Origin of the sequence: Flavilitoribacter nigricans DSM 23189 = NBRC 102662 (assembly GCF_002646595.1) — a bacterium.
GTDB classification, from domain to species: Bacteria; Bacteroidota; Bacteroidia; order Chitinophagales; family Saprospiraceae; genus Flavilitoribacter; species Flavilitoribacter nigricans.
The window spans coordinates 18,584-32,502 of sequence record NZ_PDUD01000055.1; the positions used below are offsets into that span (position 1 = coordinate 18,584).

General features: G+C 50.9%; 12 protein-coding genes. 7 read left to right on the forward strand and 5 right to left on the reverse strand.

Annotated features, from left to right (window positions below):
• Nucleotides 1-88 precede the first annotated feature (88 nt).
• Both CRP01_RS37120 and CRP01_RS37125 read left to right on the forward strand, forming a co-directional pair.
• Complete coding sequence (locus CRP01_RS37120; RefSeq protein WP_170110712.1) at nucleotides 89-475, forward strand: LytR/AlgR family response regulator transcription factor; 387 nt, start codon at nucleotides 89-91, stop codon at nucleotides 473-475.
• A 497-nt stretch (nucleotides 476-972) separates the two neighbouring features.
• Nucleotides 973-1,704: a LytR/AlgR family response regulator transcription factor gene (locus tag CRP01_RS37125; RefSeq protein WP_099155164.1), complete on the forward strand. Its 732-nt coding sequence runs from the start codon at nucleotides 973-975 to the stop codon at nucleotides 1,702-1,704.
• Nucleotides 1,705-1,711: 7 nt separating this feature from the next.
• Here CRP01_RS37125 and CRP01_RS37130 read toward each other — a convergent pair whose 3' ends face one another.
• A complete protein-coding gene (locus CRP01_RS37130) occupies nucleotides 1,712-3,103 on the reverse strand; it encodes an exonuclease domain-containing protein (RefSeq protein ID WP_099155165.1) in 1,392 nt (463 codons plus the stop codon).
• 108 nt (nucleotides 3,104-3,211) lie between these two features.
• Here CRP01_RS37130 and CRP01_RS37135 point away from each other — a divergent pair, with 108 nt between their 5' ends.
• Nucleotides 3,212-4,438: an exo-beta-N-acetylmuramidase NamZ family protein gene (locus tag CRP01_RS37135; protein WP_099155166.1), complete on the forward strand. Its 1,227-nt coding sequence runs from the start codon at nucleotides 3,212-3,214 to the stop codon at nucleotides 4,436-4,438.
• 136 nt (nucleotides 4,439-4,574) lie between these two features.
• Here CRP01_RS37135 and CRP01_RS37140 read toward each other — a convergent pair whose 3' ends face one another.
• Together CRP01_RS37140 and CRP01_RS37145 are read right to left on the reverse strand one after the other, a co-directional pair.
• Nucleotides 4,575-5,405 carry an alpha/beta fold hydrolase gene (locus tag CRP01_RS37140; protein ID WP_099155167.1) on the reverse strand — a complete coding sequence of 277 codons (831 nt, stop codon included), beginning with the start codon at nucleotides 5,403-5,405 and terminating at the stop codon, nucleotides 4,575-4,577.
• 63 nt (nucleotides 5,406-5,468) lie between these two features.
• Nucleotides 5,469-6,545 (reverse strand): family 16 glycoside hydrolase, encoded by a 1,077-nt coding sequence (locus CRP01_RS37145; protein WP_099155168.1) that lies wholly within the window; start codon nucleotides 6,543-6,545, stop codon nucleotides 5,469-5,471.
• A 269-nt stretch (nucleotides 6,546-6,814) separates the two neighbouring features.
• On the opposite strand from CRP01_RS37145, the gene CRP01_RS37150 reads away from it, so the two are divergent.
• The 3 genes from CRP01_RS37150 to CRP01_RS37160 all read left to right on the forward strand — a co-directional run bounded on the left by CRP01_RS37150 (nucleotide 6,815) and on the right by CRP01_RS37160 (nucleotide 9,421).
• Nucleotides 6,815-8,077, forward strand: coding sequence for a hypothetical protein (locus CRP01_RS37150; RefSeq protein WP_099155169.1), 1,263 nt, complete (start codon nucleotides 6,815-6,817; stop codon nucleotides 8,075-8,077).
• 115 nt (nucleotides 8,078-8,192) lie between these two features.
• Nucleotides 8,193-8,615, forward strand: a complete 423-nt coding sequence (locus CRP01_RS37155) for a hypothetical protein (RefSeq protein ID WP_099155170.1) — start codon at nucleotides 8,193-8,195, stop codon at nucleotides 8,613-8,615.
• A 218-nt stretch (nucleotides 8,616-8,833) separates the two neighbouring features.
• Entirely contained in the window at nucleotides 8,834-9,421 is a 588-nt protein-coding gene (locus tag CRP01_RS37160; RefSeq protein WP_099155171.1) for a DUF4202 domain-containing protein, read from the forward strand.
• A gap of 15 nt (nucleotides 9,422-9,436) precedes the next feature.
• Here the strand turns inward: CRP01_RS37160 and CRP01_RS37165 are convergent, their stop codons facing one another.
• Both CRP01_RS37165 and CRP01_RS37170 read right to left on the reverse strand, forming a co-directional pair.
• Complete coding sequence (locus CRP01_RS37165) at nucleotides 9,437-11,539, reverse strand: ComEA family DNA-binding protein (protein ID WP_099155172.1); 2,103 nt, start codon at nucleotides 11,537-11,539, stop codon at nucleotides 9,437-9,439.
• Nucleotides 11,540-11,651: 112 nt separating this feature from the next.
• Entirely contained in the window at nucleotides 11,652-13,217 is a 1,566-nt protein-coding gene (locus CRP01_RS37170; protein WP_099155173.1) for a hypothetical protein, read from the reverse strand.
• 228 nt (nucleotides 13,218-13,445) lie between these two features.
• Here CRP01_RS37170 and CRP01_RS37175 point away from each other — a divergent pair, with 228 nt between their 5' ends.
• A complete protein-coding gene (locus CRP01_RS37175; protein ID WP_099155174.1) occupies nucleotides 13,446-13,784 on the forward strand; it encodes a P-II family nitrogen regulator in 339 nt (112 codons plus the stop codon).
• The last annotated feature ends 135 nt before the right edge of the window (nucleotides 13,785-13,919 follow it).

The window sequence follows — 13,919 nt, forward strand, 5'->3', positions numbered from 1 at the left end:
AGGGCGTCTGAAAAAGTAAGAAACTGATACGTACTATCGACACTGATTGAAATCAGTTGCACTAACTTCATCTAAGATGCAAAAACTTATGCCTACTGAACTTTACACTACCAATGAGAGTATTAAAAACCATCATTACGAACTATTTGCTCCTGCACCTCAAAGCGTTTTTGTCCGGGTCCAAAATCATCTACAGAAGATCCTAGTCGAAGAAATTCGCTGGATACACGCCGACGGCAACTACTGTTACATCCATCTTGACCAAAAGCGATTCGCGCTGAAAACCTCTCTAAAACGACTGGTTAAGAAGCTGCCGAAGGGACATTTCGTCCGAATCCACAAAAGTTACGTGGTCCGGCTGAAAAATGTAGAAAAAATTGATGTTCAAACTAATGAACTTTCAGTAGGTTCCACTACCTTGCCGATCGGACGAACATTTCGTTCTGATCTGATGGATCAGATCAATATACTTTAGCTTTTCCAAAAACTATCTCAAGCTTTTTTGGCTGTCCTCAGCTCAATGAGGATAGGGTACATTGTTATCCAAAAATCAACACTAACAAAAAAAATATAGTAGTCACCGATACCTGGTATCGGATGACTCCCTAAGAATTTTAGTAAGGGGGAACGGTTGCCGGTGGAATACAGCTTGCTGTTGAAGCCGGCAACTTTATTTTAGTAGAAGATCCTCCGAACCAGGAGGCCTTAAACCGACGGAATATCACACCTATTCTCTAAAACCAATGTTGGCTTTTTACACCGCTCTCTGCAATCTATCAACCAAAAGGGGCATTTCATCACCTCATTTTGCGGATCGTAACCTTTATTAAATTTCGTAATGCTATTTTACCAAACGATTGAATTGCATGTTCGTGGCCTGTTCGTCGGCCACTTCGCCGTTCAATTACAGGGCCGCTGAAAACCATAAACAAACACTAACCAAGGGGACTGGCCCAATGTATCGTCCATACTATGAATAACATTACCGTGCTTTATATTGGAGATGATCCGGTCACCCGGAAACATCTCGAAAAGTTTTCGGAGGAACTTAGCTGGCGACTTACTGTGCTTTCAGCGACCGAGGTTCAAAAGGTCCTGGAAGAACAACAGCCGGATGTCTGGCTGATCGATCTGAAAAACGAACAACGGAAAGATAAATTGATTGAGCGGATCCTGTTGGAAGGAAGTGGAAAAAAGATCCTTCTGGCTACCGACGCCGATGAAAAGCAATATTTCTACTACCGGAATATACTGCCGGTCGGCTATCTGGTGCGACCGTATTCCGTGTTACAGCTTCGTTGTTTGATCGAAATGGTGCTGCTTTGTTCCGATTCGGATCAAAAAGTGCTCCGTATTATTCGGAGCTGGCGCGAAGAGGAGGAGTTGCGCAGTTCCTTTTTCATCAAGAACAATAACAAACTGTTGAAGGTCAAGCAGCGCGATATTATCGCCGTCATGGCCGATGGCAATTACTGCGTGATCATTACCCAACAGCGGCGGCACGCGGTGAAGATCTCTCTTCGCAAGATCAAAAAGAAATTATCCGGATTGCTCTTCCGCCAGATCCACCGGAATTATATCGTACAGCTCCCCATGATCGAAAGTGTGGACCTTTCCACCGGCGAGGTCTCTCTCTCCGGCGAAACTTACCCGATCGGCGGCAACTACCGTCAACATTTAATGGAATATCTGGAACGTATCTAAGAAACTGCTACCGGCATTTGATGATCTTTATTTTGGGATTCTGGTGCAAATACCGCTGAATGATGCGGGTGGTTTCTGGGCTGCTGGGATAGTTCTTAATGGCATCCCGGAGCATTGTGACCGAAAGGTTATCGTCCTGACCAATGTATCCGAAACCCCGGTACGCGCCGTCCTGGATGTGTACGACGGAATATTCATCCCGGTGCCGGCCGTTATCGAGGATAAAGAAATCCTGTTCAAAAATGGTGGACAGGCGTTCGAGCGCTTCGGCCGCGCGGAGGTTGTATTCTTCCGGTGATTCTACGTGCGCGCAGGCTCCGCGGCACTGTTGCAGGTGGAAATGGAAACAGGGGCCGCGGCTGCTGTCCAGCTGACAGTACCGGGCGCAGAGCTCGTATTCTCGGAAGATGTATTCCAGCCGGCTTTTGGCCCGGCTCATGGTCGGGTATTCGGAAACGAGCTGCAGTTTTTTTCGCTCCCGGGCCGCCACCCGGGCCATTTCAAAGCACAGATAACCCGCTTCGTTGTGGTAATAGTGGATCACAAAGGGAAAGTTGCGCATGCGCTGGGCCCGGTTTACCGGTGGGCTCAGTCGTTTGATCTCGAAGGATTCGAGCAGTAGGGCGAGCAGCTCGCTCCCCGTCAGCTCGTAACTGATATCGTGTACCCGCTCCTGCAATTTGCGGGCCTTCTCCGTCTGATCGGCAAAATGCTCAGCGATCCGCTTGCGGATATTGATGCTTTTTCCGACGTAAACCACCCGTCCCTGTTCATCGTGCAGGTAGTAGACACCGCAATCTTCGGGCAGTGCGTGGATCTTTTCAATACTCAGATTTTTGGGCAGCTTGGACTCCCGGATGCCGAGATTGACCATCTGCTTGATCTCCTGCTCGCTTTTTTCCTGATCCAAAATGCGTTCGAAAAGCTGCACGGTAGCCATCACATCGGCCATGGCCCGGTGCCGGTCGTTTACCTGAATGCGGAAATGCCGGATAAGATTGCCCAGGCTGTAGGACGGCAAGCCCGGAAAGGATTTTCGGCTCAGCCGGACGGTACAGAGTTGCCGCCGGGAATAGGTATATCCCAAACGGGCGAACTCTTCGCGGATAAATCCGTAATCAAATCGTACATTGTGGGCCACGAATACAGCCCCTTCCGTTATTTCGACAAATTTCCTGGCGATCTCGTAAAACTTCGGAGCGTCGGCCACCATTTCCTGGGTAATGCCCGTCAGCTGGGTGATCCCGTAGGGAATATAGCACTCCGGATTGACCAGGCTTTCAAAAGAATCGATGATGCGTTGCCCGTCGTGGATGACAACGGCAATTTCAGTAATTTTATCGCGGGAGGCCCGACCTCCGGTAGTTTCAATATCTACTATGGCGTAGCGTTTGGACATGCTCTTTGTAAGTCAATAAGTTGTAAGTGGTAGTTTCTTGTAAGTACGATCAACTATAAACGGTGCGCTAAAAACGGCGACGGAAAATTACGATTTAAAGTTCTAAATATGATAAAGGTAAAAATTTTTGTTGTTTTTCTCTTGTTTTTCCAACTTAATTGTACCACCGCTACTTCTCCCGAAGATACGGTCGAAGCCGGCCCGGAAGATACGCCCGCAACGGTGGCCGATCCGGAGGTAGGCGCCGCGCAGCTGGAGGCCTATTTGCCGGCCCTCGCCGGAAAAACGGTGGGTGTGGTGGTCAACCATACCTCCGTGGTAGGGGACCGTCATCTGGTCGACATTCTGCTGGAAAACGATATCGCGGTCCGATCGATCTTTGCCCCGGAGCATGGGTTCCGCGGAACGGCGGACGCGGGACAACATCTGGAAGACGGCAAGGATCCCGAAACGGGCCTGCCGGTAGTTTCCCTTTACGGTAAGAATCGGAAACCCCAGACCAGTCAGCTGGAAGGGCTGGATTGGGTGATCTTCGACATTCAGGATGTAGGGGCCCGCTTTTATACCTACATCTCCACCATGCACCACGTGATGGACGTTTGTGCGGAAATGGGGATACAGTTCATGGTCCTGGACCGCCCCAACCCGAACGGGCACTACGTGGACGGCCCCATACTGGATCCCGAATTCAAATCCTTCGTTGGGCTTGATCCGATACCGGTCGTACACGGTATGACCGTAGGCGAATACGCGGGAATGGTCAACGGAGAAGGTTGGCTGACGGATGGCCGCACGTGCAAGCTAACGGTGATCCCGTGTAAGAACTATACGCACCAGACGGCTTATGAATTACCCATTAGCCCCTCCCCGAACCTGCCGAATATGCGTTCCATCTACCTGTATCCATCCACCTGTTTTTTTGAAGGCACCATCGCCAGCGAGGGCCGGGGCACGGATAAGCAGTTTCAGGTGTACGGGCACCCGGATTATCCTGCAGACATTGCCGAATATACCTTCACCCCGACTCCCGGTCCGGGTGCCTCCAACCCGAAACTAAAAGGGGAGGAGTGCCACGGTTATGACCTCACGGTGATCGATACGGAGACTGTTCGAGAGCAGGGCCAACTCAATCTCAGTTACCTGATCGACTTCTACCGGAATTTTCCCGATAAGGATAAATTCTTTAAAAAGTATTTCGATACGCTGGCCGGAGGGAAAGACCTGCGCGAACAGATCATTGCCGGAAAAACGGAAGCGGAGATCCGCGCCGGCTGGCAGGAGGGTCTGGAAAAATACCGGCAGATCCGGCAGAAATATCTGTTGTATCCGCTGTGATAAAATCCCGGTGGCAGTATCTATAGCCGGAAAACCATACAAAGGCGGGAAAGGCCCGGATTTCATCAACTTTATCGATTGGGATCTCCGAAGATGGTGCCTTTCTGCCTTCGTATGGGATGTTTTTAGTGGGCTGCTAATCTTTCAGGAAGGGCGTAATACCAGCGAGTACGGCCGGTAGATTACAGTAAAAAATAACGTGACCACAGCCGGGGATCACGGAAAGAAGTCCGGCCGGGACCGCCTCGTAAGCCCGTACTACTTTCGCAATGGGATAATACTGATCGTGATCGCCATTCATCAGGAGTACGGGACACTTTATTTTTTTGAGTGTTCCGGCGTCCAGAGCGGCGTTGTTGTACAATTGGTTCAGCATTTGCAGGCTTTCGTCCCAGCGGTCGGGTTCGGGCATCAACTCCAGCCTACTTTCAAAATAGGCTTTAGCTTCGGTCAGCAGGCTTTCCGCTGAATAGCTGAAACTTTCCTCCCGGCTGCCCGCTGGTATCTCACCTACCCCCATAGCCACCAGCTTATACACCGCTTCGGGATGAAGGGCCGCCAGGTGCAGCGCCGTGGTGCCGCCGTCGCTAAAACCGATCACCCGGACCTTTTCCAGTTTCAGATGTTGGATTAGCTCGTAGGCGTCCCCGGCCCGCTGGCGGTAAGTAAACGGCTGGTGCCCGATCTCGGATTTACCGTGGCCCCGGGTGGCCAGGCAGATCACCTGGTACTGTTTGGCCAGTTCGGGGATCAGCGGGGTAAATTCATCGATGTAGCCATAAACGCCGCCGTGCAGCATGAGTAGTGGTTCGCCCTCGCCGTAAATTTCATAGTACAGTCGGGTGCCGGCTATTTCCAGGTAATGCCCGGCAGCCGGGTTATTACCATAGGGAATGTTCTGGGCGGTTTCCTGAGCGCTGAGCGAGCAAAAACAAAGCAGGAACAGGGAGAGTGTGAAAGCTTTCATGGATGTTAACTTGTGCAATTATTGGATGAATGAAAGTGACGGTTTGGATGGCGTTCAGCGAATTCAGAACCACCGGGCCTGGATCCCCCAGCCGCCGAAATTTTCCTTTACCACGAACCACACCTCGTTCTTGCCTTCTTTCAGATCCAGGAATACGGCATCAAAATATCCGATGGTACCGAGGTAGCGGAAATCCCGGGAGCGGTAGTTGTTCTGCCCTGCGTACTGCAGTTTTCCGTTCACGTACACCAGTACTTCGTCGCTGTATCCGAAGGCAAGACCTTTGATCTCATCCTGGTTGGCGGTCACTTCCAGTTTGGCCACCACCGTGGTTTTTCCTTCGTCCGGCACAACGTGGCGGGCGATGTTGAGCAAACCTCCGGCTTCCGTAGGGTATTTGGTCCACTGAACGGATTGGAGCAGGCTACTATTTACCTGGGTGGGATTCGCAAAGTCATCATTCTTCAGTGCTTCAGTGAGTTGCCAGGATGTGATCACTTTCGGGTCAGTTGTTTCGTCGGAGACGGGAGTAGGGTAGGAGCGGTTATCCAGCTCGTAGCTGAAATTGGCAAAATGCACGGGCTGTCCGGAATTTATCCCGATCTTACCGGCGGAGAAGTTGCCTTTCAGTTCGGGGATCTCCAGCAGAGGTTGGTTCATATCGTCGTAGTAAACGGTGGCCTGGTTGCCCCGGACCACGATCTTCAGGTGGTGCCACTGGTCGGGAACGAGGTCCAACTGGGAACTATAAGCCTCGCCGTGGTACAGCTGCCAGCCGGAGAAACCGTTAAACTGCGGCGTATACTGATTGGCATCCGGTTTGCCGGTCTGGTGGGGGCGGAGATAGAAGTGCTCGTAGTTACCCTCGTCCCGGGCCCGGAAAATGAGGCCGAAGAAATTGAGCTGGTCCGGGAAATTTACATCAACTTCGATGGTCCCGTTAAAAAAGGACGGCTCCGACAGGAAAATGGCTCCACCGGATAGCGCCAGACTCTTTTTGCCCTGGTACATTTCTATGTTGGTTTTGGTGGCTCCCAGTTCCCATTGCTCGCTGTCAAAAGGTACGGAGACCTGCTGGGCCTGCAGGAGAAGCATAGAACACATCAGCAGGATAGTCGGATAAATAATTCGATTGATCATAATAACAGTTTTGTTTTTCCTGCAAGTAGTACCTTAATGCGGGTTTGATCCAAAAAAAGCCCCGTTCAAGTTTGGGGCATTTTTGGTTCATCCGGGAATTTGTAATTTTATACTTGAGGTAAAGGGGTTTGATCATGCCTGTTTTTAGAACGTCGGGACCAAACCAATCTTACCTCAGTACCGATGGCCCGAAACGCTACCTGCGCTAGGGCCCAAATGCCGGTGAATAAGCAAATCACCAGTGAAATTCATTAATAATCATCCGACTCATGTCTACGGTTGCCGAAAAGGATCATCTTCAGATTTGTAAAGCAAAGATTGCCGAGCAACTGCAATTGGGATCAGAGACCGGCAAATTGCGCAGCCGGGATTTTGAATACCTGGCCACCAGTATTGAAGAAAATTCCGGAATTAAGATCAGTACTTCCACCCTGAAAAGGATTTGGAAGAAGGGCTACGACAAAACGCCCCATCCGGCCACGCTGAACGCATTGGTGTCCGTATTGGGCTACGAAGACTGGCCCGCATTTAAACAGGAAGTTTCGGATGATGACAACGACGCACTTCCGGTGATCCAGGAAGCGAAAAACTACATGCCGATCGTTATTCCGCTGATCCTGTGCTCCCTGCTGTTCCTGGTGGTGTTTGACCGTAATACCCAGAGCGCACTGGCGAAACTGATCACTATCGAACGGCCGGTCAATATCGAAGGGGAGATCCTGTTCACCGCCGACAAAATGGTATCGACGGGAGTACCCAATACCGTGATCTTTAATTACGATGTCAGTGACGTGGAGGCCGACAGTTTTTTTATTCAGCAGTCCTGGAACCCGCGTAATAAGGTGCGGATCGATCCGACTAAAAATCATTTCTCGACTATCTACTATACGCCGGGTTTTCACTACGCCCGTCTCATTGCCAATACCTCCATTATCAAATTTCAGCCCGTCCATATTAAATCGGAGGACTGGCTGGGCATCGTCAAGTACGACCTCAGGGACAACATCCCTACCTACTTACCGACGGATTCGATCAGTCGGAACGGGAAATTACAATTGAATCCGGAACTGGTGTCCGACCTGGGCATCGACACGGACCGCGATTTTTACGTGCGCTACTACCAGGTGCGGGATTTCGGCAGTGTACCCCTTTCGGATTTTCAACTGAAAACCACCATGCGCATCGACAGCCTGCGCAATACCGTCTGCCCGCTGATGGAGATCATGATCGTCACGGAAAAGGATATTTCTTATGTTCAGTTCACTCCCAAGGGCTGTGTGGCGAATCTGGATCTGCGCCTGGGCGAGCAGTTCCGGAGCGCCCGGGATGCGGACCTCTCCGCATTTGGCACCAATGTGTACGACTGGCAGGAAATCGAACTGCGGGTTGAACAACAGCGGGGGAAAATACGGTTGAATAAGCAGGAGATCGGCCAGATCGACTTTGCGGAAGATTACGGGCAGATCGTCGGCGTGATCCTGACCTTTAAGGGATTGGGAGCGGTCGATGACTTCCAATTGGAAGCACTCTAACCAATCCGATCCCGGCTTCGATCCGTTAATGATTTCCTAAAATCTTTCCATTTCCCAACCACTTCCGGCCGGGATCCCGTCTAAACAGGTATCGAAACTTAAAAACATCATCCGAATGAAAACGCAAAGCATTTTAGGCCTCTTTTTAATGGCTGCGGTGCTGCTAAGCCCCGCCTGTGAATTTTTTAAACCGGACAATCTGCCACCACCTGATTGCGAGATCGGCACGCCATTTTGGCTGTGGTACGATCAGTCTACGGACTGTGAAACGCTGGACATCACCTTCACCGGAGAAATTCAGGATTCCCGTTGTCCTACCACGGTAGATTGCATTTGGGCCGGAAGGGTGGATATTCAATTGGAGGTAGAAGGTAATTTAATCACGCTGGGGCTGCCGAATGACGAACAGCTCGGCCTATCCAAAGCCGTCGTCGGTGATCAGGAGATCGAATTACTCGACGTGTTCCCGGCGCCCATCGGCACGACCGAAATACCAGATGAATCTTATCGGGTCAAGCTGATCGTAAGAAATCTGTAGGGTAATACCCGTCCAAACGGTGCGTAAGGGCTTCAATAGGCTCATCAGCGGACCTGTTTTGGAAAAATATGTTCAAACGAAAACTCTCGGCCGGACCCGAAAAGCGGGTCCGGCTATTTGCATTTTAACTAAAAGGCCACCGCTCTATCCTACAATTTCTTATTTTGCTAAGCGATAGTCCCCGTGGGGAACATCTTCACCAGAATAGAATTAGCGGCATGATCGAGACTGATAAATTTAAAGCGGCCATTCACCAGTTTGATCTGGCCAACAGCCAGGATCCCAATCAGGAAGAGTGGAAGGGGAATACCTACCCCAAAGAAATGTTATACGCCGAACGGATGACGGATTGTCTGGAAGCTTTTGCACCCGATGCTCCGGAAGCACTACAGCTGGCAGCCCGTTGCCAACATATTAAACGCTGGGAGATCCCGCGGGAGACCTATCCGATGGACCGGCCCGGTTACCACGCCTGGCGCAATGAGCTCAAAAAATACCACGCCGAACAGGCGGAAAACATCCTCCAACAGGTAGGCTACGATGAAGAGACCATCGAGCGGGTCAAATTTCTACTGCAGAAAAAACAACTTCGCCGGGATCCGGATACCCAAACCCTGGAAGATGTGATCTGCCTGGTCTTCCTGCAGTATTATTTCGAACCTTTCTCTCAAAAGTACGAAGAAGAAAAACTCATCGATATCGTCCAGAAAACCTGGCGCAAGATGTCCGAAAAAGGGCATGAGGCCGCTTTGAAACTGGATTATTCCCCGGAAAGTCTGGATCTGATCAAGAAGGCACTGGCGTAAAGGTACCTTGCCTCCCTAAAACTGATACTTCAACTGTGCCGCCACCTGGGTGCGAACCGGCCCATCGGTCTGTTCGAGCCCACTTCCGATATTTTCCTGATCCCACCAGTAGGTCTGGGCGATGCGCGCTTCCAGGGTGAGTTTGCGGATCCCTTTGTAGCGTAGGTTGAGGTAAAAGCGACTCCCGCGATTGTAGTAGGCCGGTATGGAGAAACTATACAGCAGATTATTCTCATAAGAATAGAAGCGGATCGCGTAACCATCGGTATCGAAAAGCGCAAAACGGGTGGTGAAAGACAACGGAAACCCGATCGGTCGGAATAGCAGGTCCTGATAAATGGCGAAACCCTGTTGTAACTCATTGATCTCATTATCGGCAAAGCCAATGTCGATCCGGCTGCGCCATTCCAGGCTTTTGTGCAACTGGTAGGCCAGATGCAGGCGGGCCTGAAATACCCGGGAAGGCACGGGCCAGTCGGTTTTGGTATCGAAGAGGGACACATTGCGGCCTTTGACCTCATCCCGCACTTCCAGATAGGCCTCGTAGGTCCGCTTTTTAAAATGGCGGATGCGGAAGCGGTACTCGTAGCCGCCGCTCGGTGCGTCCGTGTTGAACCGCAGCCACGGATGACGCCACAGATCGTAATAGCCGCTTATTTGCCAGCCACCGGCCGGCCGCAGGATAATGCCGAAGTACATCCCCGCTTCGTTGCGGGCACCGGTCGTTTCGGCGAAAGGATTGGCATTCAGGGCTACGTAGTCCCGCGGAAAATGGCGGTGGACAAGAGCGATGTCCAGTTTGGGATCCAGTCCGGCCAGTACGCTGTTCACCGTAGCCATCACTCCGTTATTGCCGATGGCCGTTTCGCCGAAGAAGTGGAAATTTCGCCAGCGGTAGGCGTAGTCCAGGCTGGCGTTGGCTACGTGATCCCCGGCAAAATAGTAGCGATTATAAGGTTGTTCGCGACGGATGAGCGGTTTGTCCAGGTGATCCGCCAGTGCGTTGAAGGCCAGGTGCCCTTTGCCGAACTGATATTTCAGGCTACCTCCGTAGGAAAGCTGGTAGAGGGCATTCCGATCCTCGATCTCGCCGGGAGTACGGTGGAGGCCATCCATGTCGAGAGACGTAAAGCTCAGTACGGGTTGGTCTACATCGAGCGTATCGGCCGGGCTGAGGTTGCCGTCCCGGCCCCGGTAGGAACCAAACGCCGTCAAAGACCAGCGTTCTCCAAACTGCAGACTGACGGCCGCTCCCCGCATAAAATTGGCTTCATTGACGGAAGTGTACGGCCGTACTACGCGTCCGCCGCGTTTGACGGAAGTAGCCAGCACGCTTTTTCCGGCGCCGAATCCCGAAAAGAGGATCAGCCCCTGCCCGAGACTGATGGTGTAATCGCCCAGGGCCAGTGCTTTCAGGGTACGGTTGTAATCGCGGAGATAGAAGTGGGCCGAATAAAAATCAAATCCTTTTTTATTACTGGCCCGGAAAAAAGCCTCTCCCCGGTCCTTTTCGGCCGTAAACCCGTAGCTCAGGCGGTTGCTGTAACTGTGTTTGAAGCGGAGATAGAGTTGGTTGGGATCTCCCTCGTAGCGGCTCCCGCTTTCCCCTTCGGCGAGTGGCCGGTAGCCCCGCTGTGGTTCCAGGAAACGCGACCATCGGAGGTAGAGCTCGTTTTTACCTTCCCGCAGCATATCGGATAAAGATTCCTGATAGTCATCCGTATCACCACCGATACTGACGTAGGGGAGGATGGCCTGGATGGTGGCCAGGTCGAGCCCGGGCACTGCCTGTAATTCGTAGATAGAGACCAGTTCACCGGCCAGTTCGCGGTAGCGTAGGAAGTTGAGGATCTGGACATCGGAAAGCAATCGCAGGTCCTGCAGTTCGGCTTCACCGGCTTCGTTCAGGTTGAGCGGCCGCTCGAGATAGCGATCCAGATTCTCGTAAATGGTATTGAAATCGAAATCGCCCTCCTCGTCGCTGTTTTGGAGGTAATCTTCCAGCAGGCGGCGGGATGATTCCGGGATCTCAGGCAGGGTATCCGTCTGGGCCGGCAGCGAGGCGCTGTACACCAGGATGGTCAGCCAGACAAACGGGGCTGCGGTAAATCGGATCATAGTGGGTCTTTCAGGCTTTCCCCAAAGGTCCGTTTTATCCCGAACCCACGCAAATGGAAGTGAGGGATTGGAGGAAAAATCCCAATAAAGCTTTTCCAGATCCAATGTTAAACTAACATCCGGAAACCGTTAGCGATTCCGTTTCGCAGATATCGGAAATGGTACATCCCTTGATCCGGCTTTTCACCCACAGTGGCGTATTGAGGTAGATCAGGGATTTCTGATTATCCGGTTTGTGCTTCTGTTTGTCCAGTTCCTGCCCCAGTTGCTGGAAAAGCTCAAGTGATTCGGACTCGGGCGTTTCGCAGATCTTTTTCAGGAAGGAGGTCGTGGTCTGCAGCAGTTTATCGGTATGATGGCTCCGCCCCATACTGCGCCGCAGGGAGGTGAGGTTGTAGGCCATCACATCGTAATCGTTGTTTTCGTAAAAACACAGCAGCTGCAGCACCCGGGCAAAGTAATAGAGTTCCTCCCGGAGCACATCGTTTTTGACCAGTACGATCTCGTTGAGGTAATCCTGGGCTTTGTCGAATTCCCCGAGGGCAAATTTGATCCAGGCGAATTTATAGTAGAACAACAGGACGCGGTAACGATCGGCGTGGTGCTGATAGAGATCGATCTCCTCTTCGATCCCGGGAATGAGCTTATCTGCCCCTTTGTAATTGCCGTTCAGGAGCAGATGGTTGATCCGCGAAAGATTGAGGTAAAAGCTGGCGACCATGCGGGAATTGGTATTCAGATAGGAATCCGCATCTTCCACATACTCCACAAACTGATCCAGATAATAGGCGTGTTCTTTTTTATCCTGATTGATGAAAAGAAAGACCAGCAGATAATACAGTCCCCGCATATAGAGATCGGGATCCTTTTCCTGCATCTGGGTATTGCGGAAGAACTGATTGACCCACTGTTTAGCCTGTTCTTCTGCGCGTAGAAAATCCTGATTGATGTAGTGGAACCAGAGATAGATCTGGTTAAGATTGACCCGTTCGAAGAACGTTTCTTTCCGCGTAGTGACGTGCAGGTGTTCCGGATAGTGCTGATCGAGAAAAGCCTTGATCTCGTCTTTTTCCGCGGCGGACCGGGCGTGCCCCCGGTCGATGTACCAGCCGTGGATCTTAATATTCAGGTTGGAGAGCAGATTGCTGTAATAGGTAACCGTGCAGCGGGTTTCGGATTCGCCCAGTAACACGTCCATTTTATGCTCAACGGCCCGACTGCGGGTAACGTGCCGCGCTTCGATCAGTTTCTGAAATTCGAGTATCTCCAGGTGCAGGAGATCCTGGTGGTGTTCGATAGCGATCTGCTTGATGCGGTCGAGTATACGCAGGCTCTGCATGTACATGCCTTTGCCGTAGAGGATCCGGGCAAAATCGATCTGCTCCCGGATCTGGATATCGATATTCTTCTGGATATGGATCAGCCGCAGGCTGGTCAGGATCTGTCGGTAGAGATGGCGTTTGAGGTTGGGAAGATGTTGTTTTTTTACGGCAGGCAGCTTTTTCAGGACCGCCTGTTCATCAAAATCATCCAGCTTGTCCAGAGCGTCAAAAAGCTGCACGAATTTGGCGTCCTTCCCGCTTTGATTGCGGGTGGCGTATAGCCTGAAATTGCGCTTTTCGGCTTTGGATAGTGAATTAATCAGCAAAAATAATTGGTCCTTTTGTGCATTGGACATGACAAAGAATGTGTTTCTAGTTCCTTGAATATGAGTGCTTTATATTGGTCAGGACCGCTTTGAGTATCACAAAAGTACTACAAAATAGATTAAGATGCCTTTAGCTTCGGGCCTACATTTGTTTCATCAATACGAGATAACAGCATTTGGCCAATACGACAATAGGCGCCTAAAAACTGAGGCTGAACAAGCTGAGCGAATTTTCTATACTCACAAATTTAAGCAATTATGAAGAAAATCGAAGCAATCGTTCGGCTTTCCCGATTCGACAAAGTTCGTGATGCACTGGCTGAGATCGGAGTTAAGTTCTTTACACTGCAGGATGTTAAAGGTTTTGGTCTGCAAAAAGGGACCAAAATGGTTTACCGCGGAAGTGTATATGATTCCGATTATATCGCTCGCTTACAGTTGGATATTCTTTGTTCCGACGAAAAAGCAGACGAAGTCGTTGATGTCATCATGAAAGCTGGCCGCACTGGTGAGGTCGGAGATGGTAAAATTACTGTCCTCGATGCCGTTCACTGCGTACGCATCAGAACCGGAGAAACCGGACCCGAAGCTGTTTAATCGGACAGCAAAAAAAATCGATTGGCATATTCTGAATGAAAACAACCGAGCAGGGCACTAGCTGATTCTTTCCTTCTGCTCACCGATAAGAGACAAACGCATTGTCACTAACCACACCAAAATAATTGACCAAAT